Source organism: Croceitalea sp. MTPC5 (genome assembly GCF_036985505.1).
GTDB lineage: Bacteria > Bacteroidota > Bacteroidia > Flavobacteriales > Flavobacteriaceae > Croceitalea.
In genome coordinates this window covers 307,852-334,332 of record NZ_BTGQ01000001.1, presented here as the reverse complement: position 1 = coordinate 334,332, position 26,481 = coordinate 307,852, and the positions used below count along the sequence as shown (strand labels likewise).

The window sequence follows — 26,481 nt, the reverse complement described above, 5'->3', positions numbered from 1 at the left end:
TTTTCATGTTTGCCATTTTAGATATCGAGAGTACCGGGGGTAAATACAATGAAGAGGGTATTATGGAAATAGCCATTCATCGGTTCAATGGCCACGAAGTAGTCGATAAATTCATCGGGCTCATAAATCCTGAAAGAACCATTCAACCTTTTGTGGTCAATTTGACTGGTATCAATAACAAAATGTTGCATTCGGCACCTAAGTTTCATGAAGTAGCCAAAAGAATCATTGAAATCACCGAAGATGCCATTTTGGTGGCCCATAATGCACAATTCGACTATAGAATATTACGAACCGAATTTCGAAGATTAGGGTATGATTTCAAACGAAAGACCCTTTGTACCGTTGACCTCTCCAAACAATTGATTCCTGAGGCAGAATCGCACAGTTTGGGTAAACTGGTGCGTTCACTAGGCATACCGGTTACCGATAGGCACAGGGCAAATGGAGATGCAATCGCCACTTTAAAATTATTCAAGTTGTTATTGGCAAAAGATTCTGATAAGACTATAATCAAATCGGTCATTAGGGAAGAATCAACCGGGGAACTTTCTTCAAAACAGCTTGACATCGTTGAAAACCTGCCATCTGAGGTCGGGGTATATTATATGCATAATAAAGATGGGGAAATTATTTATATAGGTAAGACCAAGAACATTAAAAAGAGGGTGAACCAACACTTTACCAATGTTGGCGAGCTCGCCCGTAAACTTCAAAAGGAAACCAAAAAAGTATCATTCGAAAAAACCGGAAGTGAACTGGTAGCCCTACTCAAAGAGTATCATGAAATAAAAGGTAATTCCCCTAAATACAATAGTAAGAAAAATAAAAACGGGTATTCGTATGGGTTATACCTGAATCAAGATAAAAAAGGTAAGCTCGGTTTCGTAGCGGAAAGAGCAAACGGACAAAGCAACAGATTAAGTAGTTTCGGCAGTCTTAAAGCTTCAAAGGCGTTTCTGCAAAAATTGAATCGGGAACTCTCACTTGACCAGACCGAAAGCACCGTTGAGAGAGAGCAACGTATTGCACAGGTCTTTCAAAAGTATAGTATCGATCATAGAAGCTTGGCCCTAGTAGACCGCGGTCGTGAGCTTGGGGAAAAAAGTGTGATACTCGTCGAAAAGGGGCATTTTCTGGGTATCGGTTTTGTAGAATTGAATTACCAACTAAATAATATTGCTATCTTAGAAAAATTGATTACTGCAATGAATGGTGATGAAAATAGCACATTTATCATTGAATCCTACCTCAGGAAAAGAAATAGGTTATCAGTTTTAGAACTAAACCAGTAAGATTGGAAAAAGAAGAGGTTCATTCCGGTTGGAAACATCGACTGCATGAAATTATTTATGAGGCCGATACCCCCTTAGGTAAATTATTTGATGTTTGCCTATTCATCTTGATCATTTTGAGTGTGATCCTTGTCATGCTTGAAAGCGTTAAAGAAGTAGATGTAAAGTATCACCGACTTCTACTAATTCTAGAATGGGTGGTCACCGTATTTTTCACCATCGAATACTTCGCCAGGATAATCAGTATCAAAAAACCATGGAAATATGTTTTTAGTTTTTATGGTATTATAGATTTTATTTCAACCATCCCCCTATACCTGTCGTACATTTTTGCCGGTTCACAAGTACTTTTAGCGGTGAGGGCATTTCGATTATTACGTATTTTTCGAATTTTAAAATTGGTGAAATTTTTAGGGGAGGCCTCTCAATTAAAGTCTGCATTAAAGGCCAGTAGGGCCAAAATAGCGGTATTTATTTATGTTGTTTTGATATTGTCGGTAATCATGGGAACCCTCATGTACTTGATTGAAAGTGACGAAGCGGGTTTTACAAGCATCCCCCGAAGTATTTACTGGACCATTGTTACGCTTACAACGGTAGGGTATGGCGATATTGCCCCACAGACCAACTTTGGTCAATTTATAGCGACGATAATCATGGTCTTGGGGTATGGCATAATTGCGGTTCCGACGGGTATCGTGACCGTTGAGTTTTCAAGACATGGCAAACAGAAAGATAATGCAGGGCCTATCGTCCATTCGAACACACAAGCTTGTCCATCTTGTAGTATCGAAGGCCATAGGGATGGCGCAAAATATTGTTTTAAATGCGGTGATCCCATATGATGGAAAAAACGCTGATCGCGGTTATCGGACCAACGGCCATTGGAAAGACGAACATGGCCATCAAGCTCGCCCAATATTTTAAAACAGAGATAATATCTGCAGACTCGAGACAATTTTACCAAGAAATGGAAATAGGGACTGCTGTTCCCAGCCCAGAAGAATTAGGGATGGTTCCACATCATTTCATACAACATAAAAGCATTTTTGAATCGTATAGCGTAGGGGATTTTGAGAAAGAGGCCATCGCAAAATTGAATCGCTTGTTCAAATCAAATGATGTGATAGTTATAGTCGGTGGAAGTGGACTTTATGTGGATGCTGTGGTAAATGGTTTGGATGATTTTCCGGATATTTCGGAGGAGATAAGGACCAATCTAATTTTAGAACAGCAGCATAAAGGGCTACCTTATCTTCAAGAAAAATTGAAAGTACTTGATCCTGTTTACCACAAAACGGTGGATTTGTCAAACGCACATCGCGTCATAAGGGCACTTGAGATTTGCATTGGAACCAATAAGCCTTATTCTTCGTTCTTATCAAAAAAAAAGAAAAGCCGTTCGTTCAAGACCATATATGTTGGTTTGCATGCCGAGCGTACTTTGATTTATAAACGAATCAACCTTCGAGTTGATAAGATGTTGGAAGCTGGTCTATTGAAAGAAGTCAAAAAACTGGAGGAACATAAACATTTGAACGCCTTACAGACCGTAGGCTATAAAGAACTTTTTTTATATTTAGAGGGGCGTTGTTCCTTAAACGAAGCCGTAGAGGAAATTAAGAAGAATACGCGTAGGTTTGCCAAACGACAATTGACTTGGTACCGTAAAAACCAAAATATCCTTTGGGTAGACCACAATGCGGACTTAACAGCGGTCATTGCTAAATTGCATATTACAGGACGACCATAATAATGGAAAAAAAGATCTTTTACGTAATGGGGGTCTCAGGAACCGGAAAAAGTACCATTGGTACACTTCTCTCGAACAGATTGAATATACCCTTTTTCGATGGTGATGATTACCACCCGAAGGAAAACATTGCCAAAATGAGCTCTGGCAAACCTTTGAACGATGACGACAGAAAAGATTGGTTACTGCGCTTAAATATACTTGCATTCGAAAATAGCGACAAGGGCGCGGTAATAGCTTGCTCGGCTTTAAAGGAGTCTTACAGGACCCTGCTCAAGAAGAATATTGAAGACAGCGTAGTTTTTATTTATCTAAAAGGCTCTTTTCAAGAAGTTCAAGAACGTTTGCGCAAGAGGGGAGGCCATTTTATGCCCGCAGCACTGCTACAATCGCAATTTGAAACTCTCGAAGAACCAAGAAATGCGATGGAAATATCCATTTCAGCACCTCCTGATGTATTATTGGAAACGATACTAAACCAACTATCATGATTGAAATCAACCTAATATTGGCAGTACTAGCGGGAATAACCGTTTTACTGGTCTTAATACTGAGATTCAAGATCAATGCATTTATCGCACTGCTAGTAGGCAGTATAGTGGTAGGTATCATAGCAGGCCTCGATGCGCAACAAATTATCAAAACCATTCAAGAGGGAATGGGCAATACACTTGGTTTTGTAGCAACAGTAGTTGGCTTGGGTGCCATGTTCGGTGCCATTTTAGAAGCTTCGGGTGGCGCAAAGACCATAGCCGACTTTATGATAACAAAATTGGGAATCAAAAATTCACCTATTGCTATGGTGATTTCGGGTTTCTTGATTGCGATACCCGTTTTTTTTGATGTGGCCTTTATCATCTTGGTACCCATGATCTATGCGTTACAGAGAAAAACAAAAAAATCACTTTTATTATATGCCATACCCCTGTTGGCCGGTTTGGCAATTACCCATGCGTTCATTCCCCCTACCCCCGGGCCCATTGCGGTAGCGGATATTATCGGAGCGGAATTGGGTTGGGTGATTTTAACCGGTTTTTTGGTCGGAATCCCTACAGCATTAATGAGCGGTTTGGTTTTTGGAAAATACATTGCAAAAAGAATACATGTCAAAGCCCCGGAAACTGTTGAGGAAGAGCTTCCGGCAGAATTACCCCATATAAGTACTACTTTGATTATTATTGCCATACCCATTTTCTTGATTTTGTTGAATACGATAACATCAAGTGGTATTCTGGGAGTGAATAATGAATCCGTATTAAATGTTATTGCCTTGATAGGTCATCCATTTACGGCATTGTTGATAGCGAACTTTTTAGCCTGGTACTTTTTTGGGATAAAAAAGGGATTTTCAAAAAAGGAGTTGTTTCATATTACCGGCAAATCACTGGCACCGGCCGGTACTATTATATTACTGACGGGTGCCGGTGGGGTTTTCAAACAAGTCTTGACCAATACCGGTGCGGGCGAGCTATTGGCAAATTCATTGAGTACGATTGGTTTTCCATTACTGGCATTTGCCTTTATAAGTGCTGCCATTGTAAGGATTATTCAAGGTTCTTCTACTGTTGCGATGATTACCGCCGCTGGTTTGGTCTCACCGCTGATTGCACAAGCAGCATTCAGTGAAATGCAATTGGCCTGTATGGTGATCGCCATTGCATCAGGGGCCAGTATTTTTTCACATGTCAACGATAGCGGATTTTGGTTGGTAGGCCAATATCTGGGCATAAGCGAAAAACAGACCTTCAGATCATGGACCATGATGACCACCATACTTGCCTTTACGGGAATTTTGAGTGTTTCGATACTCTATCTATTTCTATAAAAAAACCGTTTCAGTATTGAAACTGAAACGGCATGGAAACATTTTATAGAAATGATTTCTTTACGCTGTTGTCTCGCCCTCGGTTTTCACAACAAGTCTAAAGCCTTCTCCGTGAATATTGAGAATTTCGACGACATCATCGCGTTTTAAATATTTACGAAGCTTGGCAATATATACATCCATACTTCTAGAGGTGAAATAATTATCATCCCTCCAGATTTTTGTTAGCGCCAGCTCCCTTGGCATTAAATCATTCTCATGAAGTGCCAAAAGACGTAACAACTCGTTTTCCTTGGGTGACAATTTTATGGCCTCTTCATCTTTATACTTTAAGAAGCGTAGTTTTGAGTTTAAATGGAAATTACCGATTTTAAATTCAAATTGCTTGCTATCGGCTAAGGTATTGGAAGCTTTTCGTTGCATGAGCGCCTTGAGTTTCATTAACAAGACCTCTGAATCAAATGGCTTGTTCAAATAGTCATCGGCACCTGCTTTATACCCTTTGAGAACATCTTCTTTCATGGTTTTCGCGGTCAAGAAAATGATAGGTACATTTTCGTTTTTTTCGCGAATTTCCTTGGCCAAGGTAAATCCGTCCTTATAGGGCATCATAACGTCAAGAATACACACATCATAATTGTCTTTCTTGAACTTCTCAAAACCTTCCATTCCGTTCTTTGCAAGAACCACATCAAAGTCGTTCATCTGCAAATAATCTTTTAAGACGATACCAAAATTTGGATCGTCTTCAACCAATAATATTTTCTTGTTTTCTGTTTCCATAATATTTTAAATTAGAGGGAGCTTGATATAAAAAGTACTTCCTTTTCCTTTTTCACTTTCTACATAAACCTCACCTTGGTGATCATCTATTATTTTCTTGACATAAGCCAGGCCTAAACCATGGCCTTTGACATTATGTATATTTCCCGTATGTTCCCTATAAAACTTCTCAAATACTTTTTTAAGTACCGCTTTGCCCATACCGGCACCTTGATCCTGCACTTTTACGATGATATGGTTCTTTGCCACCTCGGTATACACATCGATTTTGGGGGCTTCCGGAGAATACTTTACCGCATTGTCCAGAATATTCACAATAACATTGGTGAAATGCATATCGTTGGCCAAAACGTCGGTTCGCTCCGCATTTAAATGAGCGTTGACGTATCCGCCCCTGTCTTGTACGATTAATTCTACATGGGTGATGGCATCGTTTATAATGTCGTGTACATCTACCCTATCCTTACTGATGTCCAATTGATTTTTTTCCAATTTAGAAATCCGTAATACGTTTTCTACCTGTGCATGCATTCTCTTATTCTCATCACGAATCATACCCAAATACCGTAAAACCTTATCTTTATCCTCAATGGACTTTGGGTTTCTAATAGCCTCAACCGCAAGGTTGATCGTCGCTATCGGCGTCTTAAACTCATGGGTCATATTATTGATGAAATCCGATTTTATCTCCGAAATCTGTTTTTGCTGGATCAATTGATAAATCGCACTTGAATAGGCAACTACGATTACCAGTGTGAACAGCAATGACAAAATTGCCATGGTCATAATACTACCCAACAAAAAACGCTTCTTTTTAGGAAAAGAAAGTAGCAATGAAAAGTTGGTCTGCCCCTCGCTGTCCCGAAATATGGGTGTCTCATAAATCGAGGCGTTCGAAAATTTAAACTTTTTCGATTTTACCTTGGTCGGAAAACCCTGACTGTAAACCCCATATTCAAAATCTATGGTAATACCCCTATTTTGCAGTTCACGCTCTAAAAGCAGCTCCAATTCTTGTTTTGTTACCCTTTCGTGAATTGGGTTTTTATTGGCCATCTCTCGAAACAGGTCATCGAACTGCGCCTTTTCCATCGAGGTCAAACCCCCGATTTTCTCGATTTTTTGTATGGGCGTCATTGCGTAACGTTTACCATCCAATCCAAAATCCTCTTTGAAAATCGTAGTGGTTCGCTTGCTTGTGAAATTCTTTATTATCGTTGAATCATCACCATTTTCACTGTCAAAGAACATTGATGAAATTCCGTAATCCTCTTCCAAGATTCCGTGTTCGTAAAACTTGATCTCATCTGAATTCAAATCTCGGTTAACGTAAAAAATACTGCTTACTTGAGAAGATTTTGGCGTACCTACACTATCCACTAGAGCCGCTAGTTTATCGGAATAGTCTTTGCGCTCCCTACTTTCAATCCTCTCCGCAACTTTATCCAGAATATCTTCAACCGCATTTGAAAATTGCTCTTTCTTATCATCTACCGATTTCTGGATCCAATAGACTTGAACCGAAATAATACCAATAAGAGAGAGGCTCATCAAAATGACTAGAAGTACAAACCGCTTCTTGTTCATCAAAGTAAAATTAGAAATTTAACATTCAGCCTATCGACCGTTTAACCTAACCTTAACAAAAATGTTAAAATTTAGGATGATTTTGCCTTGGCCATGAGCTTTTGATGGATTTTCGCTACTTCTTTACCAGTAAGCACTAAATCGTCGTTTTCAATCACAAAATCTGCGAGTTGTATTTTGGTGTTTTGCGGTAGTTGGTTGGTCATTCTCCGTAATACTTGGTTTTTTTCGACTTTATCCCGATTAATAACCCTTTGTATCCTAATAGCTTCAGGGGCAGAAACCACGATAATCATATCGTAACGACCTTGGGTTTTGTTTTCATAGATCAAAGCATTCTCTTGAATTACGTACGGAAAGTCCTGTTTTTCTTCCCATTCCTTAAAATCCCGTTGTACCGCGGGGTGTACGATTGCATTCAATGCTTTTAGTAGTTCTTTATCTTTAAATACTTGCTTGGCAATAAAGGTCGTATTCAGCTTTTGATCGGCATACGCCGCTGTACCTAAAAGGTCAATAATCGCTTTTCGCAAGCTATCGGAACTGGTCATAAGTGATTTTGCCGCACTATCGGAATCATAAACGGGAACGCCGATGTTCTTGAACATATCAGCTACGGTACTTTTACCGCTTCCTATTCCTCCTGTCAGCCCAACAATCATAATTTTTCCAGTACAAATTCGATTTCACTCCGCAACAAGCGCACGGCAAAGACATCGGGAGGGGTTTTTAACAATTCTACTTGCAAGGTATTCTCTCCCCTTTCGATTTTGGAACAATCAACAACCACATCGAAATCACCCTCATTCAAATTTTTTAAACGATCTACACTTGCTTTGCAAACCACATTTATCGTATTGGGAAACATACGTATGCGGTATCCTGTAGGAGTATTAATCGCAGCGACAGGTACTGTAAACTCTTTCTCTGAAAAACGTGTGACCTTACCCGATAATCTAACGGTTTTAGTCAGCAATTGCGTGTTTACCAATAAATCTGGTTTTATCAGTGTCAATTTTTGAGTGAAATCTTGAGTCAATCCATTGAATTCAAAAGGTACGGTAGTTATTTTATCAATCTTAACCAGTTCTGCCCTTGGCCCCTTCAAAGTTGCAACACTGGGTTCTAACAACAAATTTCCCTTCATCAAATGGTTTTGCGCGAGGTTAACGGAGACATCGGCTTGAATGGGCACTTCTTTTAAAATAACCTGATATAAATCGACATACAGTAATTCAGATTCCAATTCAAGAAGCGAAGTGTTGTTTGGAAACTGTTTCTCAAACTGTACCTTCAAATTCTCATCGGTAACGAAATAAAGTTCATCTTGAACTTGTACCGACGATAAGTTTACCTTCAACTTCTTTTGACCCATTTTGTATCTTAAAAATTGAAAACCACTCGTTCTTAATTTAATTTCGATATTCTTTTTATCAGCCGTATTGAGCAGCAAACTATCAGGAAAGCTATGAAACGTAAGTTCGAATGAGGCCCTAGATTCATATGAATCGGATAGTTTACTTATCGTCCATGCCAAAAATGAGCATAACAAAAAAAGTGAGAACACCTTTACTTTGCGCTTATTGATCGTGGCTAATAGATTTTTGAACACATGCTACTTTTTGGTGAAAAACAAATTTGGAAACAGTTCTTCAGCAGGTTTATTGTTAAAGTTAAGCACAAAGGTCGACTTTATGAAACCTATTCCGTAACCTAAAAATTGTATGATAGCGGCAAAAATGGAAAGTATGGCAATTACAAGGCTTTTATTTTTAAACCACGCATCGAAAAACAATAGCGTAAAGTAAATACCATACAAATACAAAAACAAGGGTGCCCCTAGGGAATATAATATGCCTGAAACCAGAAAACCAATACTAAAAACAGAAGGGAACCAATAGGTAAGTCTTGACGTGTTGGGGTGCCATTTATTTAATATCGGCCTTACCAAACCAAACTTATTTACTTGTGTATAAAATTTTACCCAATCGATCCTTCTTTTATGGTACACCTTGGCTTTTGGGAATAATCTTGTGGAATATCCCTTCTCCCATATCCTAAATGTTAAATCTGGGTCTTCACCGGGGTGAATGGTACCAAACCCACCGGTGGCCTCAAAAACTTCTTTTGAGATTCCCATATTGAAACTGCGTGGTTGAAATTTATCAATGGCATTTTTTCCGCCACGAATACCCCCAGTGGTCAAAAATGAGGTCATGGCATGATTAATCGCCTTTTGAACGATGGTAAAAGATGCATGTGCGGTATCAGGGCCCCCAAAGCAATGTACATATTCATCGTTCAATGCTTTTTCTACTTGCTCCAAATAGTTCGGTGGAACAATACAATCAGAATCTAAAATGATAAAATAATTGCCCTTAGCCCTTTGCATACCATAGTTTCTGGAATCTCCCGGACCTGAATTCCCCTTATAATAGTATGAAATCTGAAGTTTATCTTGAAATGCCTTTGCAACTTCTTGCGAACGATTCGTAGACCCATCTTCGACAAGCACCACCTCAAAGGCCTTGTCGTATTCTTGGGTGGCTAAACTATCCAGTAATTCCTTAATTTCATCTGGTCGGTTATATACCGGAATCACAAAGGAAAAAAATACGTTGTCCATGGGTATAAATACAAAGGCCATTCTTTAAGGAATGGCCTTTATTTGTTTTATTCAAGTTTACTTGGTAAACTCATCGATGACCTCTTGACTGACCCCCGTATTGGAGAAACCACCATCATGGAACAAATTCTGCATGGTAACTTTTTTCGTCAAGTCGGAAAATAAGGTCACCGTATAATCCGCACACTCCATCGCAGTGGCATTACCCAAAGGGGACATTTTCTCGGCATATGAGATAAATCCATCAAAACCTTTAACGCCCTGTCCGGCTGTGGTGGGTGTTGGGGATTGTGAAATCGTGTTTACACGCACCTTCTTTTCCTTACCGAAAAAATAGCCAAAACTACGTGCGACAGATTCCAAATAAGCCTTGTTGTCGGCCATATCATTATAATCGGGAAAAGTCCGCTGTGCCGCCATATACGTCAAGGCCACAATACTGCCCCATTCGTTCATGGCATCCGCTTTGTATAGCGATTGCATGACTTTATGAAAAGATAAAGCGGAAACGTCCCAACCCTTTGTGGTGAAATCGTATTTTTCATCGGTATAGGCCCGACCTTTACGAACATTGACTGACATTCCGATGGAATGCAATACAAAATCCAGCTTACCATCCAGAATCTCGACGGATTTCGCAATTAAGTTTGCTAAATCTTCCTCATTGGTAGCATCGGCAGGAATAATTTCAGAACCCGTTTTTTCGGCCAATTCATTAATTTGGCCCATTCGCATCGCTATTGGGGCATTCGTAAGAACAAATTTTCCGCCTTCTTCATGAACCCTTTCCGCGGTTTTCCACGCTATGGAGTTGGCATCTAACGCCCCAAAAATAATACCTCGTTTTCCTTTCAATAAATTATGACCCATATAGTGTGATGTTGGTTTGAGTGGCAAATATATTTAAAAAATGATTGTTGATTTTATATTTGATAGTAATGCCCAAAGAAAAACACGGCAGCCCGATTATTCGATTCTTGGCTAGTTTTGAGGATTCTCGAGCAATTCACGGGCATGCGCCAATGCAGAATCAGTCAGGTTCTTACCACCCAGCATTTCTGCTAATTCATTGACACGTTGCTCAGCGCTTAATTCACGCATTCCCGTTCGGGTAGAATCACCTAGTTCTTCTTTGTATACTTTGAATTGCGCCACCCCCTTTGCAGCGACCTGCGGTAAATGTGTAATGGAGAATACTTGCATGGTATTGCCCATTTTCTCCATTATTGCTCCCATTTTAGAGGATATTTCGCCTGATACCCCCGTATCAATCTCATCAAACATCAAGGTAGGCAATTGTTCATAATTGGCCAATATTGATTTGATGGTCAGCATGATTCGCGAAAGCTCTCCGCCAGAGGCGACTTTTTTAAGTTCGCCATAATTAGAACCTTTATTCGCTGAAAATAAAAATCGGAGCTCATCTTTTCCATTGGGTTTGAACTCAGTATCTAAATTAACCGATATGTCGAATGTTGCCGAGGGCATACCTAATGTAGTCAATTGCCCAATGAGCATCTTCTTTAAATCAGGAATTACGGCATTGCGCTTTTTATGTAACGCTTGGGCGTGCGCATTCAAAGATTGCATGGTATCATTAACAATCTTTTTCTGGGCCTTGATCTTGGTCGTAATATTAATCGCCGAATCGACTTTCGTACTCAGGTCTTCTTTAATTTGAAACAGGGCATCAACTGAATTGACCTGGTGTTTTTTCAACAAATCATGAAGCAATTGTAGTTGGCCGTTGACTTCGTCTAAACGATTCGGGTTTGCCTCAACATTTTCTTGTAACTTTTCCAATTCGGTGGCGACATCAGCCGTTTCAATGACCATTGCCTGAACGCGCTCGTTCAAATCATGGAACTGCTTGCCGTAACCGCTTAATTTTTGAACTGCTTGTTGCAATTGTGAAAACGTGTTCAATATCCCTATTTGCTCATCATTTAAAAGCTGATGGCCTTGAGATAGTAACTGCATGATTTGCTCCACATTGCTCAACTGTTCATATTCCTCCTCCAATTCTTCTTGAATACCTTGTTTTAAGGATGCTTTTTCAAGCTCTTCAAGTAAAAAACTATTATAATCAAGTTCTTTTTGGGCGATTTCTTGATAATCCTGTAACCTGGTCAACTCTTTAAGGGCATTCTTGTAGGTTTCAAAAGTATGTTGATACGAAGACAGGTCCTCTTTCGTATTTGCCAAGGCATCAATGACCCGAAATTGAAACCCATTCTCGGTCAACTGAAGCGTTTGATGTTGCGAATGTATATCTACCAATTGATTGCCTAGACCGGAAAGCACATCCAAGGTCACGGGGGTATCGTTTACAAAGGCCCTTGATTTGCCACTTGGTAGTATCTCCCTACGTAGTAAGGTTTCTACATCGTAGTCAAGATCGTGCGCTTCAAAGTAGGTCTCAAGCTGGTATTTGCCCAAGGTGAACGCTGCTTCAATAATGCATTTTTCTTCTTTATTTTTTAATGAGGATAAGTCTGCGCGTTTGCCCAAAACCAATGAAAGTCCACCTAAAAGAATGGACTTACCGGCACCGGTCTCACCTGTTATCGTAGTAAAACCAGGGCTGAATGAAACTTCGAGTTCATCAATCAGTGCATAATTTTTAATGGAAAGTCGTGCGAGCAATTCTTACGGGTTTAGCTTCGCAAAGATATAAGTATTACAACTAAAAATTCAATACTTTATCGCATTCCAGGTGCTGGAATAAAATGGGGCTACCCGATTCAAGGTTTCCTTTAGTTTTACGATATCGATCTTTGGTCCATCTGAAAATACATTTTGGATTTCCTCTGATTTGGCATCAAAAAAAGTTTGGATCAAAAATGCATTGGGGCGCCGCTTGATCAAGGTCTCAAACAATCGCAAACTACCTGAGATCACTTGTTTACCCGTACTGTTATTATCGCCTAACACATCCATACCCTTGCGGTGGTAATTGTACATTGCTATTCGATACTCTCGAAAGGTATTGGAAAGAAGGTCGTCTATCAAGTCAAAACGTGTCCTGTTATCTTGGGCGGTTTGGGTCCAACCCGAAAAACTTGTTCCTTGTGCCTGGGTAACTATATTTTGAGCTATCCTGTAGTATTCATCCCCACCTTGAAGTGAAAAAGTATCCGCATCCAAGCCCAAAATAACATACACATAATACGAAATCACACCGACCAGATTGGAATCAAAGGAATTGGGATTGTAGACTAGAGGTTCAAATTCTTGATACTGAAAGTCAAAACTGTTGTCTTTATAATTGAAAATAGGGGTCTCGTATGAGGTATTGTACACTGGCCTTGAAGACTGTATTTGAATGTTGGCATTAAAACGATCTGACTCGTATTCCGTAACCGTAATGAACATACGCGCACTTACACGCTCATTCTCCGCATATATCCTATCCGTCCATTTATTCTTGTTTACAAAATCATTCAAAGAACGCTCTAAGGTCTTAAAAATTTGTTGGTTGGTTTGACCGACTTGGTCAGAATTTACCGTGATGGTACAATTAAGTTCTTGCGCCGTCGCCTGAAAGGCAAAAAGAAGTAAAAAAACAAAGGTAAAAACCTTATTCATTGCTTTGAGAGATAATTTCATGCCAAATGTCTGAGGCAACCTCGGCTTTGTTCTTTAATTCAAACGCTTTTACATTCAAATTCTTATCTATAAAACTGACTTTATTAGTTCCGCTACCAAATCCCGCACCTTTATCTTGCAACGAATTCAAAACTATGGCATCAAGGTTCTTCTTGGTAAGTTTACTTTTCGCATTTTGCAACTCATCATTGGTCTCCAGTGCGAAGCCCACCAAGAACTGATTTTTCTTTCGTTCACCCATCGATTTCAAAATATCCTTAGTACGTTCTAAAGTCAAATGCAAATCGCCATCACCAGTTTTCTTAATTTTTTGTGCAGCAATGGTTTTTGGCCTGTAGTCTGCTACGGCAGCAGCGCTTATGGCATAGTCAACGTTATCGTAATACTCATGAACGGCCTCGTACATCTCTTGGGCTGCCGTTACACGAACCAATTTGATATTCGAATGGTCTGTAGCCAAACTGGTTGGCCCCGATACTAAAATAACATATGCCCCGAGATTGGCGGCATGCTCAGCTAGTTTAAACCCCATGGTACCAGAGGAACGATTGCCGAGATAGCGTACGGGATCCAATGCCTCATGGGTTGGGCCTGCGGTAATCAAAACCCTTTTACCTGACAACGATAGGCCTTTCGCCAAATGATCTTGCAAAAAACTTAGGATATTCCCTGGTTCTGCCATACGGCCCTCACCACTTAATCCACTGGCCAATTCACCCGATTCTGCAGGTATAATGGTGTTGCCAAAACTTTCTAGCTTGACAAATGTGTTTTTTGTCGAGGGATGTTTGTACATATCCAAATCCATCGCTGGAGCCACATAAACAGGGCATTTGGCTGATAAGTACGATGCCAATAACAGGTTATCGCAAGTTCCGGTAGCCATTTTGGAAAGTGTATTCGCCGTTGCCGGGGCAATCAGTACAAGGTCTGCCCAAAGCCCTAGATCAACGTGATTGTTCCATGAGATACTTCCATCTTCATCATTCACAAAATCCATGAGTACCGGATTTTTAGATAAGGTGGATAAGGTAAGGGGAGAAACGAAAGAGCTGGCACTTTGGGTCATGACTATCTTGACTTGGGCACCAGCTTTTATCAATAACCGAACAAGAAAGGTGGTCTTGTAAGCGGCAATCCCCCCGGTAATACCCAAAAGGATGTTTTTTCCGCTTAACATTTACGTGTCTTTCTCGGTATTTCTGTAGTAAATTTTATCTTCCAACCACTCATGTACTGCAAGGGCATGTGGTTTCGGAAGTTTTTCATAAAATTTGGAAACCTCTATCTGCTCTTTGTTCTCAAAGACTTCCTCAAGACTATCGCTATATGTTGCAAATTCCTCAAGTTTTTCCAACAACTCCTTCTTAATCTCAGAATTTATCTGGATAGCCCTTTTAGAGGCAATGGAAATCGCTTCGTAAATGTTATCTGTTTTCTCGTCAAATTCGTTTTTGTTATGGGTAACCGTTGAAACCGAGGCTTTTGTGTTTTTTAAATCGTTCATACGTTCTAAAAGTAAAATTATTTGGACAAGTCTTTTGACTCGCTCAGGTTATTGTTTATTTTTTTTAACAAAGAGGCTACTTCTTTACTATACTTTGTCTCAGGATATGCCTTCATTAGTGCGTCGTAATGAACCTTTGCTTCTTTAAATCGTTCAGGTTGTCTGCGTAAGGTACTGTTCTCGGCTAAGTGGACCGCCGATTTCACCCTGTAATAAAATGCATCTTCCCTATATACCGAGCCTGGGTTTTCGGCAATGAAATTATCTAGGGCCGCTATGGAAGATACCAGTATAGGAAAATTAAACTCGCCTAGTTTATCAAACTGTTTGGCAATTTCGATTTCCTTTTTTTGTTTTTTTCTGGTCAGCTCTTGTGCCATTTCGTTGGCTTTTGCAAAATACTCAGAATCAGGATAGGTATTCACGAAGTTCTGTAACTTACTTAGTGCCTTATCCGTTTCAGATTGGTCCAGCGAGTACCTAGGTGATAGTTCGTAATAGCTTTTGGCCTCTAAATACAATGCTTGTTGCAACTTTTCGCTCTTTGGATATGACTTGACGAAACGCTCGAATTGATACCCAGACAAATAGTAATCACCAGATTGAAAATAAGAATCCGCAAAAAAGAACATAACACGTTCCCCTTGAGGTTTTCCAACATAGCGCGGTGCAATCTGTTCAAAAAGTCTTTTGGCCCTTTTGAAATCCCCTTCTTTGTACAATTTTTCAGCTAAATCGTATTTTGGCTTAACTTCTTCATTTTTAAGTACTTTTTGGTACTCATTACAAGAAACTAGAAGGAAAAGGGTGCAAACGATTGTGGTAAAAGGTATCCTCATTTTCAAAAACATCCTGCAAAATTAGTGATTATCAATCGATTTCAAAATTATTACAGAAAATAAAGTTAAACCACATTTGAAGCCAACCCAATGGTTTTGGGCAAAATTTAACGCAATCAAGCAGTAACCAAATGTGTGGATTTCAAAAAAGTCTTGATTCTTTTCTTCAAATCGGTGCTGGCTTTTACCAAGGGCAACCGAACGGTATCCGTGGAGAGATCGTAATGCTCCATAATCACTTTTATTCCCGCGGGATTCCCCTCTTCAAATATCAGGTGCATGCCATTCAATAAGGTTTGGTGGATTTCATAGGCAGTTTCCGATTCACCCCGTAGCCCTAGAGTGATCATTCTTGAAAATGCTTTGGGTAATCCCTGTCCTAAAACCGAAATCACCCCAGAACCCCCTGCAAGTACTGTTGCAAGGGCAGTGAAATCATCCCCTGAAATCAAATGGAAGTCACTGGGTTTGTTTTGAAATATCTGATCCAGCTGCAACATATCGCCTGAGGCCTCTTTGATTCCAATGATATTCTCAAAATCACGGGCTAATCTTAAGGTAGTTTCCGGCAGCATATTACTACCTGTTCTAGAAGGCACGTTGTATAAGATAATCGGTAACGGTGAAGCAAGTGCCAATGCTTTGAAGTGCTGATATATACCCTCTTGCGTAGGCTTGCTGTAGGCAGGTGATACAGATAGTATGGCCTCATAGTCCATGAAATCGGTTTGCCGTAATTCTTCTACCAAGGCATGGGTATTATTACCGCCAACCCCGAAAACAAGGGGTAAGCGGCCAGCATTGGTTTTTGAGACGGCACCCATGACCAAGGCTTTTTCAGATTTGGTCAATGTAGCGGATTCGGCAGTAGTACCCATGACCACAAGATAATCGATTCCACCGGCGATCTGATATTCCACAATACGCTGTAATGCCCCAACATCGACCCTTCCGTCACTATCAAAAGGGGTAATCAAAGCAACCCCGGTACCAACAAATTGTTCCATCATTCAATTTCTTTAAACACTTTTAAATACTTTCTCAATTCACTTTTGAACATTTTAAAGTCTTTCAAGTCCGTATGGAACATCAAATCGTTGATTTTAGCATCTACACCAACAAAACCTACGCGCAAACGGGCATGTACCTTTACCGATAACAGCTTGAGCATAAGACGGTCCTCATTGTAATAATTCAATAGAAGATCGTATTCCCTACTGATGAATTCGGCAACATGGCTATTCTCTATCGAACCATTCCAACCCATATCCTTATCGGTGAAAAATTGTATGGAAAATGGAGTATTCTTGTCTTCCCCCCTTTTGTAACCGATAATCTGTATGGCATTGGGTGCCAGTGAAAAATCATTCCGAAGCTCATTGAGCATTTCCGCATTCGGAAAGTTATCCATGTCAACAACACACGCCACAGCCTTAATGCCCTTTTCCCGATTCGTAGGTACTTTTGATTTTACCAACTCATCCTCTAAATACTTTAGACTTGACTTAACCTTAAATTTATCCTGTATGGAACGAAATATCATTTACAATTCTGCATTTTTGCAAATGTAATTAATATACTCGCTTTCCTGTAGCGAAGATAAAACGGAATATGCTTTTAAAAATAAAACAATTTGTTGTATTTGTAACATTTCTAGCATTATATTCCTGCTCGAACAAGGCAGGGAATCCATCACATATCACTGCAAAACAATTGCCCATTGGCAAAACACTACAGGTCGTAGATTCCATACAGGACTTTGTTGCCCCTTATCGTGACCGTATCAATACCATATTGGATAGTACCCTGGCCTATGTGCCTAAAACCCTTGTTAAAGACGATGGCAAATTGAATACTTCGGCCGGTAATTTTATGGCCGATGTCGTTTCGGCACAGGCGAATCCCATTTTTGAATCCAGAACCGGAAAATCCATTGATTTCGTAGTGCTTAACCATGGAGGTATACGCTCCATCATTTCAAAAGGCCATGTAAATGCAAGAACCGCTTATCAAATCATGCCTTTTGAGAATTATATCGCCATCGTAGAAATGAATGGGAAAGCAGTTAAGGACCTGTTGGATTTTTTAGCAAGATCTGGTAGGGCCCACCCTATTTCAAATATGAAATTGGTTATTGATGCCTCAAGAAACATTGTAAAGGCCCATATTAATGGTAAACCTTTTGACGAAAATAGCACGTATTACGTAGCCAGTAACGATTATTTGGTACAGGGCGGTGATGATATGGGTTTTTTCAAAAACCGAACGGCAGTTACCTCTACCGATTATTTAGTGCGAAACGCCATTATTGACTACTTCAAAAAAACAGATACCATCAAGGCAACGGTCGATGACCGTTTTATTCAACTCAACTAATATGCGACGACGTTCTTTTATTACAAAAACCGCTGCTTCCAGTACGTTGTTGGGGCTTGGCGGATTGGCTTTGAATTCTTGCACAACAGTAGGCAAAAAGCATCTAACGATATTGCATACCAATGACGTGCATAGTCATATCGACCCGTTCCCCAGCGATCATTCACGTTACGCCAACCTAGGGGGCTTGGCGCGAAGGGCAAGTTTGGTAGAACGAATACGCCATGAAAACCCAAATACCCTATTATTCGATGCCGGCGATATTTTTCAAGGGACCCCCTATTTCAATTTTTATGGTGGGGAATTGGAATTCAAGTTGATGAGTATGCTCAAATACGATGCCGCTACCATAGGTAACCATGACTTTGACAATGGTATCGATGGACTTCTTGCCCAAATGCCCCATGCCCAATTTGAATTGATATCGGCCAATTATGATTTTACCAATACCGTGATGGACGGTTTAGTAAAACCTTACCAGACCTATCTTATTGACGGTATTAAAATCGGTGTTTATGGCTTGGGCATTGCCCTCGACGGGTTAGTAACCAAAAAGCTCTACAAAGAAACCCAGTATGAACATCCTTATGATGTAGCTTTTGATATCGAGCGTCGGCTAAAAAATGAAGAGCATTGTGATATTATTGTATGCTTATCCCATTTAGGCTATGACTATGACGGAAATCCGAATCGGCCCGATGACGTGCGTCTGGCACAAAAAACCTCATACACTAACCTAATTATCGGGGGCCATACACATACGTTTCTAGAGAAACCCCATGTTTTCAACAACAAAATGGGGATGCCCGTTTTAGTGAATCAGGTAGGCTGCTATGGCCTGAATTTAGGACGGATTGATTTTTACTTTGATGCTAGCAAGCATATTTCTGTAGATGGTATCAGTATTTCGGTGTAGTCGTCTTAGATAGCATCATGTTCTGAACGGACATACGGTACCTGTTTCATTTTAAGATTACCATCTTCACATACCTCGTATTGCCAATTATGGAATAGTGGCTGCCAAGCATACAATAATGAAGTAAATCCTTACAAAAAGATATGTATCACTGTAAGTAAAAACTTAACTTATAGGCTTTATGTAACAGCTAATTCACCTTAAAAACAAAATGATGGCCCGAAGGACACAACTGAGTTTTGCTACTTTCAATTTGTACAATCTACATACTCCTGGAAACCGTATATATAGGGATGCCGATGGATGGAGTCAAGCGGAATATGATAAGAAGATCACGTGGTCAGCAAATATTATCAAAAATACGGATGCCAAGGTATGGGGTTTTCAAGAGCTTTGGCATAAGGATGCCTTGACAGCCCTATTTGAAGAAGCCGATTTGATGGCAGATTATGATTTGTTGCTGCCTGATAATCATGGCAATACTAAAATCATTTGTGCTGCCGCCGTAAAGAAAGGGCTTTTGCAGGGTACTCCCAATTGGATCGTTAATTTTCCAGATAAGATGCGGTTGGAAAGTTCTGGCGACGATGACCAAACACCCGATATATCCATTGCAATAAACAAATTTTCGAGACCTACCCTAAACTTCAAGATCAAACCACGTTCTGACGGTAAGGAAATATCAGTTTACGTTGCCCATTTAAAATCGAAATCACCGACACAATTGTGGCGCGAAGGGTGGTACCGTGATGATGTCGATTTCTATAAAAAGCATGCTACTGCATTAGGCGCTACGATAAGTACCATTAGACGATCGGCCGAAGCTGCGGCCTTGCGCATGTTGATTATTGAAGAAATCAAAGGTAACGACAATCCTTTGGTCGTCATGGGCGATATCAACGATGCGCAACTGAGCAACACCATGAACATCTTGACCGGGCAACCCAATTATTTGTTAAGTGGCCTTTCAAAAGGGGGCTCTGATACCGGCCTCTATACCGTTGCCACCTTACAAGAGTACCGAAGTTTACGTGACGTTTATTATACCCACGTTTATCAAAACACCAAAGAATCCCTGGATCATATTTTGGTTTCCCAAGAATTCTACGATAGCTCAAGAAAACGTATTTGGGCATATAAGGGAATGGAAATCGTGAACGACCACCTCGATAATGATGCCCACAAATTATCGGGCACCACGGACCATGGTATAGTCAAGGCCACTTTTGAATATAGGCCCATCTAATAATCACCTCAATTGTATACCCGGTTTTGACTCACGAAGGTCACCTAACTGAGATTAACATAACGTAAGTTCGACATAGACTTTCAATAGCTTATTTTGATTTTCAATGGTTTATATTTTACTTTCAGGTCGAGCCTGCCTTGTCGGAAGACAGGCGCTCGAGGTGACCGCTGTTGAATTTATTGGTCTTTATCCTTTTTAAAGGACAAATCTCAAATCGAAACTCCCGTTATCATAGGTATTTTTATCATAAGTCCATAATTCTTTTGGCTATTGCTTATTTTTAGGGCTAAACAAACACATCGAGTTCATGAGAAGCTTTTCCCTTTTGGTATTTCTACTGGCTACCCCAATGCTATCACTAAATGCCCAGACCGATTCAAAAACGGTTCCCATATTTGAAAATGGTGAAGCACAGGTCGTTGACGGATTTAAAGATCCCTCGAAATGGATACGACACGATCTTTTTGTGGAGACCGAATTTGACACGGATGGGGATGGTAAATTGGACCGGATGCATGTATCGGTCACTAGACCTGAACAAACAGAATCAGAAGATCTAAAATTACCGGTGATTTATGTTTCTAGTCCCTATTTTGCCGGAGTTGCGCCTTTTGTAGAAGGATTATTTTGGAATGTGGAACATGAGCTGGGTGAACTACCAGAGGAGCGTATCCACCCTGAGGTCAGACGAAAAGGGGAACGCCCCATCATTTCAAATTCGCATATCAACAAATGGATTCCTAGGGGATATATCGTCGTGCATTCTTCTTCACCCGGTACCGGTCTTTCACAAGGGGCCCCCACAGTTGGTGGAGACAATGAATCACTGGCCCCAAAAGCGGTCATAGATTGGCTAAACGGCCGAGCGAAAGGCTATACCGAACTTTATGGCGACCAGACGGTAGAAGCGTATTGGACCACCGGAAAAGTTGGCATGACAGGTACCTCGTACAACGGAACCATTCCCCTAGCTGCTGCCACCACAGGTGTAGATGGTCTAGAGGCCATAATACCTATAGCCCCGAACACCTCATATTATCACTATTACCGATCCAACGGTTTGGTACGTTCGCCCGGGGGATATCTTGGCGAGGATATCGACGTACTTTACGATTTCATCCATAGTGGCGATGAATCAAAACGTGAGCACAACAATAAAAAAATCAGGGATACGGAAATGAAGGACAATATGGACCGTATCACCGGAGATTACAATGATTTCTGGGCGGGCAGGGATTATCTGAACGATATGGGGCCAATGAAAGCTGCCCTGCTAATGTCACATGGCTTTAATGATTGGAATGTAATGCCAGAACATAGCTATCGTATTTATAAAGCCGCGAAAGAAAAAGGGTTGCCCATCCAAGTCTATTACCATCAAAATGGACATGGCGGACCGCCACCCCTCAAACTGATGAATCGATGGTTCACCCGTTACTTGCACGGTGTTGAAAATGGTGTTGAAAACGACCCCAAGGCATGGATAGTACGTGAAAATGACAAACAGGAAAACCCAACGTCTTATGCCGATTATCCGAATCCCAAAGCGGAAAAAGTAATTTTGAACCTAACTTCCGGAGGTGCTGCGGTCGGAAACTTAAGCTTACAAAAAGTAGAGAAGCAGGGAACGGAAACCCTTGTGGATGATTTTACTATTTCTGGCAAAGACCTGGCAATAGCACAAAACTCAAAACATCGCTTACTTTATGCAACAACTGAATTAAAACAAGACCTTCATATATCGGGCACCCCAAGAGTGACCATAAAACTGGCCTCGAGCAAGCCCGCGGCAAACCTCTCGGTTTGGTTGGTCTCATTGCCTTGGAATGATGACCCTAAAGCAAAAATAACCGACAACATCATTACGCGAGGGTGGGCAGACCCACAGAACCATACATCATTGACGCAAGGCGAACCCTTGAAACCGGGTAAATTTTATGAGATTTCTTTCGATTTAATGCCCGATGATCAGCTCATACCTAAAGGGCAACAAATCGGGTTGATGATCTTTTCAAGTGACAAAGAGTTCACCCTACATCCAAAACCAGGAACAGAACTAACAATTGATTTAGATGCAACAGTTCTAGAATTACCTATCGTTGGTGGCGTAGAATCGTTGAAAGGGGCCATTGAAGAATGACTTGACCCGAAGATTCTATTTAAAAAGTATTCCCCATTAATTTTGGGCCAACACCACGGCCGCTATTTCCCTGATCTCATCTGAAAAAGAAGTGCTACAAAATGGTCTTCTGGCCTGTCGGTACCAATAGCCCGCATTGAATTCATCACCCTCTACCCGATGTAAATGGGCATGTATCCAGCTGCCAATTTCAGTATGTAAATCTTGTGCAATGGCATGGGAAGCCTCCCAATTTCCGTTGGGAGCAAACCATAAAGCTTGAAAGGATTCAGGCCAATTGGTATCAGGGGCTTTCTTTTGAAACGTTAGTTGAAATTCTTTATAGTTTTTAGGGATTTTCATAACCAAAGATTAAGGTCGTAACCAAGTATCGGGATTTAAATAAAACATCTTTTTCCAACCTTGAATGGCCTCATCATCCTTTAAATGAGCATAAGGAAAAGGAGTAGTGATGGCGTAATGCAAATGGGGTGGTTTCCCTTTCGCATTCCCGGTGTCGCCAACGGTGCCTAATGCGGCACCTCTTGCTATGGGCTTTAAAGCAAATGTTTGTATTTCATCTAAATGGGCATAATAGTGAAACCGCCATTTGGGACCCAAAACCATGACGGATTTTCCTCCCTTGCCCCCATCATAGGTATAAATAACGATTCCGTTAGTGGATGCAATGACGGAAGTACCCCGCTCTGCAAAAATATCAATCCCCTTATGGGTAATGGAACTGCCCCATGGGTAGGCCCAAAATGAATCTTTGTGCCATGAACTGGTAGCTGCGCCATCTACAGGGATTATGAGATCTTGCGGAATCAAAAAACCCAGTAGAAGGATCAATACTGGAAACCAAAACCATTTTTTAAAGTACCGGTATCGTACCATAAATGCAAAACTCGAAAGTAGTACAAACCAAAAGCGTCTTGTGGTATTTGTTATCATTTCTTTTTCTAATTTAGACAATATGATTCGAAATATCCCTTCCTACGCCTCAATTCTGCTATTGTTGACCTCAAGCCATATCGTTTGCCAAGTCAACACATCCAAAAAAGAAACTTTAAGTGAAATTGATTATGGAAATCTTACCCATTGGGCGGCACACCCCGATAAACGTGACAATGCCGATCTAATACCAGGATCTGATGCCCTCGCCCAAGATAAATTGGAAGCTGATGTGTTTTTTATACATCCTACCATATACAAGGAAAAGGGCAAAAACCTACCTTGGAACCCAAATATCAAGGATTCGGTCTTAAACACCCAAGTCGATAATTCAACGATAAAGTTTCAGGCCAGTGCATTTAATGCTGCAGGGCGTGTTTTTGCGCCTAGATACCGTCAAGCACATTTGAGAAGTTTTCATACCGATGACAAGGCATCGGCCAAAAAGGCTTTTGCCATTGCCTATGCAGACGTGAAAAATGCTTTTGAACACTATTTGAAATACTACAATAACGGTAGGCCGGTAATTATCGCCAGCCATAGCCAAGGTACGACACACGCTGCCCCTTTAATCAAAGAGTTCTTTGATGGAACGCCGTTGCAACAGCAATTGGTGGCAGCATACCTGATAGGAATGCCCGTTACCAAAGAGTATTTTAAGACCATTTGGCCTTGCGAAAGTGCGGATGGTCTGAACTGTACCATTTCGTGGCGTACTTTTAAACAGGGGTACATACCCGATGACCGTCCGTTAGGTGATTCTATTTTGGTCACCAACCCCCTAAGTTGGAAAATTGACACCACTTATGTGGCCAAGACCAAAAACAAGGGTGCGGTATTCCGTGATTTTGATAAGGTACTGCCCCGTCGGGTCGATGCCCAAGTGCACAATGGGATCTTATGGGCAAACAAGCCCCGTTTTCCTTGGAGTTTTCTTCTAAGAAGGAAAAATTATCACATCGCGGACATCAATTTCTATTATGTCAACATTCGCGAAAATGCCAAACTTCGTGTAGAAAAATGGTTAGAAGCTAGAAACTAGACCATTGCTAAAAATTCATTTTCAGAAATTATAGGTACTCCCAGATTTTCAGCCTTAGTGCGTTTGCTTGGCCCCATTTTATCACCTGCCACCAAATACGACGTTTTTGAAGAAATCGACGAGGCCACTTTACCCCCATTATCTTCTATGAGCTTTTTGAGTTCTGTTCGACCTAAGGTCTCAAAAACGCCTGAAACAACAAAAGTCTTTCCTTTTAGGGTATCAGATTGATTTTTCAGTTGTGCTTCAGACAATGAAAATTGTAATCCATAACTTTTTAATCTTGTGATGATTTCTTGATTGGTCCCATCACCGAAAAATTGTACAACGCTTTGTGCAATGCGTTCGCCAATCTCATCAACCGCAACCAAACCTTCTTCGGTGGCCATCATCAATGCGTCTATATTTTTATAAGCTTTCGCCAGTTTTTTCGCCACGGTTTCACCCACATAGCGAATTCCTAGTCCGAATAGCACACGCTCATACGGAATCGCCTTTGAGGCCTCGACTCCCTTGACCAAATTCTCTGCAGACTTTTCTGCCATGCGTTCAAGGGGCATAATTTGTTCTTTGGTAAGCAGATACAAATCAGCGTAGTTTCGTATCAGTCCTTCTTTAAAAAGTAATTCCACCGTTTCTCCACCAAGGCCCTCAATATCCATTGCCTTTCGCGAAATAAAATGTTGGATACGACCTGTTATTTGCGGAGGACAACCCATATCATTAGGACAAAAATGTTGTGCTTCGCCGGCTTTACGTATAAGTTCCGTTCCGCATTCAGGACAATGTGTTCGATATATGGTTGGTTTAGAATCCCGTCGGCGTTTTGTAAAATCAACTGCGATGATCTTCGGAATAATCTCACCACCTTTTTCAACAAAAACGGTATCCCCTTCCCTGATATCGAGTTTGGCTATTTGGTCTGCATTGTGCAATGATGCCCGTTTTACGGTCGTACCCGCCAATAATACCGGTTCAAGGTTGGCCACTGGGGTAATGGCCCCTGTACGACCGACCTGATAGGTGATTTCATTTAAAACCGTTGAAACCTGTTCTGCCTTGAATTTATAGGCCATGGCCCATCGCGGGGCTTTGGCAGTATATCCTAACTCTTCTTGATACCGCAGACTATTTACCTTTACCACGACACCGTCGGTCTCATAGGGCAGTTCATGACGTTCGAGATCCCATACCTCGACAAATCGCATCACCTCTTCGGTAGTTTTACAAAGTTTTGCAACGGTGGGTACTTTGAAACCCCATTGCCGCGCTTTTTCGAGCATCTCAAACTGGGATTCAAAATTCAGGTCTTTTCCGACAATACTGTAGAGCAAACATTCTAAAGGTCGTTGGGCTACCAAGGTACTATCTTGTAATTTCAAACTTCCAGAAGCGGTATTGCGTGGGTTCATATAGGCTTCTTCGCCATTGGCCAGTCGTTCTTGGTTCATTTTAGCAAACCCCTCTAAGGTCAATATGATCTCACCACGAATATCGAACTTTGCAGGATAGTCCCCCTTTAGTTGTAATGGTACGGATTTGATCGTTTTAATATTGGTAGTTACGTCATCACCTTGAAAACCATCGCCCCTAGTGACCGCACGTACCAATTTACCTTCTTCATAGGTAAGGTTGATGGAAGCGCCATCATATTTTAATTCACAGGTAAATGCTACCGGAACATCGCCCAAAATACGTTGTATGCGTTTTTCCCAATCGTCCAGATCTTCTTTAGAATATGAATTATCCAAAGAATACATTCGGGATTCGTGGGTCACCGTTTCGAAATTTTTCGTGACCGCACCGCCAACCCGCAAAGTTGGTGAGGTTTCATCAAAGAACTCTGGGTGTTCTTCTTCCAAGGCCTGAAGCTCTTTGAGTCTCATATCGAACTCAAAGTCTGAAACCGTTGGCTTATCTAAAACGTAATAATTGTAATTATGCTCACGAAGTTCATTTCGCAAAGTTTCGATTTTTTCCTGTACGCTCATTATTTCTGTG

26 protein-coding genes are annotated in these 26,481 nt (G+C 40.8%); 10 read left to right on the top strand and 16 right to left on the bottom strand.

Annotated features, from left to right (window positions below):
- Nucleotides 1-5 precede the first annotated feature (5 nt).
- From AACM45_RS01555 to AACM45_RS01535, 5 genes are read left to right on the top strand one after another with little or no spacing between them, the layout of a single operon-like run.
- Nucleotides 6-1,295: an exonuclease domain-containing protein gene (locus tag AACM45_RS01555; protein ID WP_339140305.1), complete on the top strand. Its 1,290-nt coding sequence runs from the start codon at nucleotides 6-8 to the stop codon at nucleotides 1,293-1,295.
- A 2-nt stretch (nucleotides 1,296-1,297) separates the two neighbouring features.
- Nucleotides 1,298-2,140: an ion transporter gene (locus tag AACM45_RS01550; protein ID WP_339140304.1), complete on the top strand. Its 843-nt coding sequence runs from the start codon at nucleotides 1,298-1,300 to the stop codon at nucleotides 2,138-2,140.
- Nucleotides 2,137-3,048: a tRNA (adenosine(37)-N6)-dimethylallyltransferase MiaA gene (miaA, locus tag AACM45_RS01545; RefSeq protein ID WP_339140303.1), complete on the top strand. Its 912-nt coding sequence runs from the start codon at nucleotides 2,137-2,139 to the stop codon at nucleotides 3,046-3,048. The genes AACM45_RS01550 and miaA overlap by 4 nt, the downstream gene beginning before the upstream one ends.
- A 2-nt stretch (nucleotides 3,049-3,050) precedes the next feature.
- Entirely contained in the window at nucleotides 3,051-3,539 is a 489-nt protein-coding gene (locus AACM45_RS01540; RefSeq protein ID WP_339140302.1) for a gluconokinase, read from the top strand.
- Nucleotides 3,536-4,873 (top strand): GntP family permease, encoded by a 1,338-nt coding sequence (locus AACM45_RS01535; RefSeq protein WP_339140301.1) that lies wholly within the window; start codon nucleotides 3,536-3,538, stop codon nucleotides 4,871-4,873. The genes AACM45_RS01540 and AACM45_RS01535 overlap by 4 nt, the downstream gene beginning before the upstream one ends.
- A gap of 60 nt (nucleotides 4,874-4,933) precedes the next feature.
- Here AACM45_RS01535 and AACM45_RS01530 read toward each other — a convergent pair whose 3' ends face one another.
- From AACM45_RS01530 to AACM45_RS01470, 13 genes are all read right to left on the bottom strand, one after another.
- On the bottom strand, nucleotides 4,934-5,656 hold the full coding sequence (locus AACM45_RS01530; protein WP_339140300.1) for a response regulator transcription factor: 723 nt from the start codon (nucleotides 5,654-5,656) through the stop codon (nucleotides 4,934-4,936).
- Between the two features lie 6 nt (nucleotides 5,657-5,662).
- Nucleotides 5,663-7,243 carry a sensor histidine kinase gene (locus AACM45_RS01525; RefSeq protein ID WP_339140299.1) on the bottom strand — a complete coding sequence of 527 codons (1,581 nt, stop codon included), beginning with the start codon at nucleotides 7,241-7,243 and terminating at the stop codon, nucleotides 5,663-5,665.
- 71 nt (nucleotides 7,244-7,314) lie between these two features.
- The gene (gene coaE / locus AACM45_RS01520; protein WP_339140298.1) at nucleotides 7,315-7,905 is read right to left on the bottom strand and encodes a dephospho-CoA kinase; all 591 of its coding nucleotides are present in this window, start codon (nucleotides 7,903-7,905) and stop codon (nucleotides 7,315-7,317) included.
- Nucleotides 7,902-8,855, bottom strand: coding sequence for a CdaR family protein (locus AACM45_RS01515; protein WP_339140297.1), 954 nt, complete (start codon nucleotides 8,853-8,855; stop codon nucleotides 7,902-7,904). Before AACM45_RS01515 ends, coaE begins: the two co-directional genes overlap by 4 nt.
- A gap of 3 nt (nucleotides 8,856-8,858) precedes the next feature.
- Nucleotides 8,859-9,890 carry a glycosyltransferase gene (locus AACM45_RS01510; protein WP_339140296.1) on the bottom strand — a complete coding sequence of 344 codons (1,032 nt, stop codon included), beginning with the start codon at nucleotides 9,888-9,890 and terminating at the stop codon, nucleotides 8,859-8,861.
- A gap of 36 nt (nucleotides 9,891-9,926) precedes the next feature.
- Complete coding sequence (locus tag AACM45_RS01505; protein WP_339140295.1) at nucleotides 9,927-10,739, bottom strand: enoyl-ACP reductase FabI; 813 nt, start codon at nucleotides 10,737-10,739, stop codon at nucleotides 9,927-9,929.
- Nucleotides 10,740-10,850: 111 nt separating this feature from the next.
- Entirely contained in the window at nucleotides 10,851-12,515 is a 1,665-nt protein-coding gene (gene recN / locus AACM45_RS01500; protein WP_339140294.1) for a DNA repair protein RecN, read from the bottom strand.
- A 48-nt stretch (nucleotides 12,516-12,563) separates the two neighbouring features.
- Nucleotides 12,564-13,457, bottom strand: coding sequence for a type IX secretion system protein PorD (gene porD / locus AACM45_RS01495; RefSeq protein WP_339140293.1), 894 nt, complete (start codon nucleotides 13,455-13,457; stop codon nucleotides 12,564-12,566).
- The gene (gene coaBC, locus AACM45_RS01490) at nucleotides 13,450-14,658 is read right to left on the bottom strand and encodes a bifunctional phosphopantothenoylcysteine decarboxylase/phosphopantothenate--cysteine ligase CoaBC (RefSeq protein WP_339140292.1); all 1,209 of its coding nucleotides are present in this window, start codon (nucleotides 14,656-14,658) and stop codon (nucleotides 13,450-13,452) included. The genes porD and coaBC overlap by 8 nt, the downstream gene beginning before the upstream one ends.
- Nucleotides 14,659-14,985 (bottom strand): DNA-directed RNA polymerase subunit omega, encoded by a 327-nt coding sequence (locus tag AACM45_RS01485; protein WP_339140291.1) that lies wholly within the window; start codon nucleotides 14,983-14,985, stop codon nucleotides 14,659-14,661. It abuts the gene before it with no gap.
- A gap of 17 nt (nucleotides 14,986-15,002) precedes the next feature.
- Nucleotides 15,003-15,824, bottom strand: a complete 822-nt coding sequence (locus tag AACM45_RS01480) for an outer membrane protein assembly factor BamD (RefSeq protein ID WP_339140290.1) — start codon at nucleotides 15,822-15,824, stop codon at nucleotides 15,003-15,005.
- A 116-nt stretch (nucleotides 15,825-15,940) separates the two neighbouring features.
- On the bottom strand, nucleotides 15,941-16,831 hold the full coding sequence (dapA, locus tag AACM45_RS01475; RefSeq protein ID WP_339141174.1) for a 4-hydroxy-tetrahydrodipicolinate synthase: 891 nt from the start codon (nucleotides 16,829-16,831) through the stop codon (nucleotides 15,941-15,943).
- A complete protein-coding gene (locus AACM45_RS01470; protein ID WP_339140289.1) occupies nucleotides 16,831-17,367 on the bottom strand; it encodes a DUF6913 domain-containing protein in 537 nt (178 codons plus the stop codon). The genes dapA and AACM45_RS01470 overlap by 1 nt, the downstream gene beginning before the upstream one ends.
- 68 nt (nucleotides 17,368-17,435) lie before the next feature.
- Here AACM45_RS01470 and AACM45_RS01465 point away from each other — a divergent pair, with 68 nt between their 5' ends.
- From AACM45_RS01465 to AACM45_RS01450, 4 genes are all read left to right on the top strand, one after another.
- Nucleotides 17,436-18,200: a 5'-nucleotidase gene (locus tag AACM45_RS01465; RefSeq protein WP_339140288.1), complete on the top strand. Its 765-nt coding sequence runs from the start codon at nucleotides 17,436-17,438 to the stop codon at nucleotides 18,198-18,200.
- A gap of 1 nt (nucleotide 18,201) precedes the next feature.
- Nucleotides 18,202-19,116 carry a metallophosphatase gene (locus tag AACM45_RS01460; RefSeq protein ID WP_339140287.1) on the top strand — a complete coding sequence of 305 codons (915 nt, stop codon included), beginning with the start codon at nucleotides 18,202-18,204 and terminating at the stop codon, nucleotides 19,114-19,116.
- A gap of 214 nt (nucleotides 19,117-19,330) precedes the next feature.
- Nucleotides 19,331-20,362, top strand: a complete 1,032-nt coding sequence (locus tag AACM45_RS01455; RefSeq protein WP_339140286.1) for an endonuclease/exonuclease/phosphatase family protein — start codon at nucleotides 19,331-19,333, stop codon at nucleotides 20,360-20,362.
- 310 nt (nucleotides 20,363-20,672) lie between these two features.
- The gene (locus AACM45_RS01450) at nucleotides 20,673-22,505 is read left to right on the top strand and encodes a Xaa-Pro dipeptidyl-peptidase (RefSeq protein ID WP_339140285.1); all 1,833 of its coding nucleotides are present in this window, start codon (nucleotides 20,673-20,675) and stop codon (nucleotides 22,503-22,505) included.
- Between the two features lie 36 nt (nucleotides 22,506-22,541).
- On the opposite strand, the gene AACM45_RS01445 is transcribed toward AACM45_RS01450, so the two are convergent.
- On the bottom strand, nucleotides 22,542-22,847 hold the full coding sequence (locus AACM45_RS01445; protein ID WP_339140284.1) for a hypothetical protein: 306 nt from the start codon (nucleotides 22,845-22,847) through the stop codon (nucleotides 22,542-22,544).
- A gap of 9 nt (nucleotides 22,848-22,856) precedes the next feature.
- Nucleotides 22,857-23,438, bottom strand: coding sequence for a M23 family metallopeptidase (locus AACM45_RS01440; RefSeq protein ID WP_339140283.1), 582 nt, complete (start codon nucleotides 23,436-23,438; stop codon nucleotides 22,857-22,859).
- Nucleotides 23,439-23,460: 22 nt separating this feature from the next.
- Between AACM45_RS01440 and AACM45_RS01435 the strand changes: the two genes are divergently transcribed.
- Nucleotides 23,461-24,480, top strand: a complete 1,020-nt coding sequence (locus AACM45_RS01435) for a DUF3089 domain-containing protein (protein ID WP_339140282.1) — start codon at nucleotides 23,461-23,463, stop codon at nucleotides 24,478-24,480.
- Here the strand turns inward: AACM45_RS01435 and ligA are convergent.
- Nucleotides 24,477-26,471: an NAD-dependent DNA ligase LigA gene (gene ligA, locus AACM45_RS01430; RefSeq protein ID WP_339140281.1), complete on the bottom strand. Its 1,995-nt coding sequence runs from the start codon at nucleotides 26,469-26,471 to the stop codon at nucleotides 24,477-24,479. The two genes, AACM45_RS01435 and ligA, sit on opposite strands and share 4 nt — an antisense overlap.
- Between the last annotated feature and the right edge of the window lie 10 nt (nucleotides 26,472-26,481).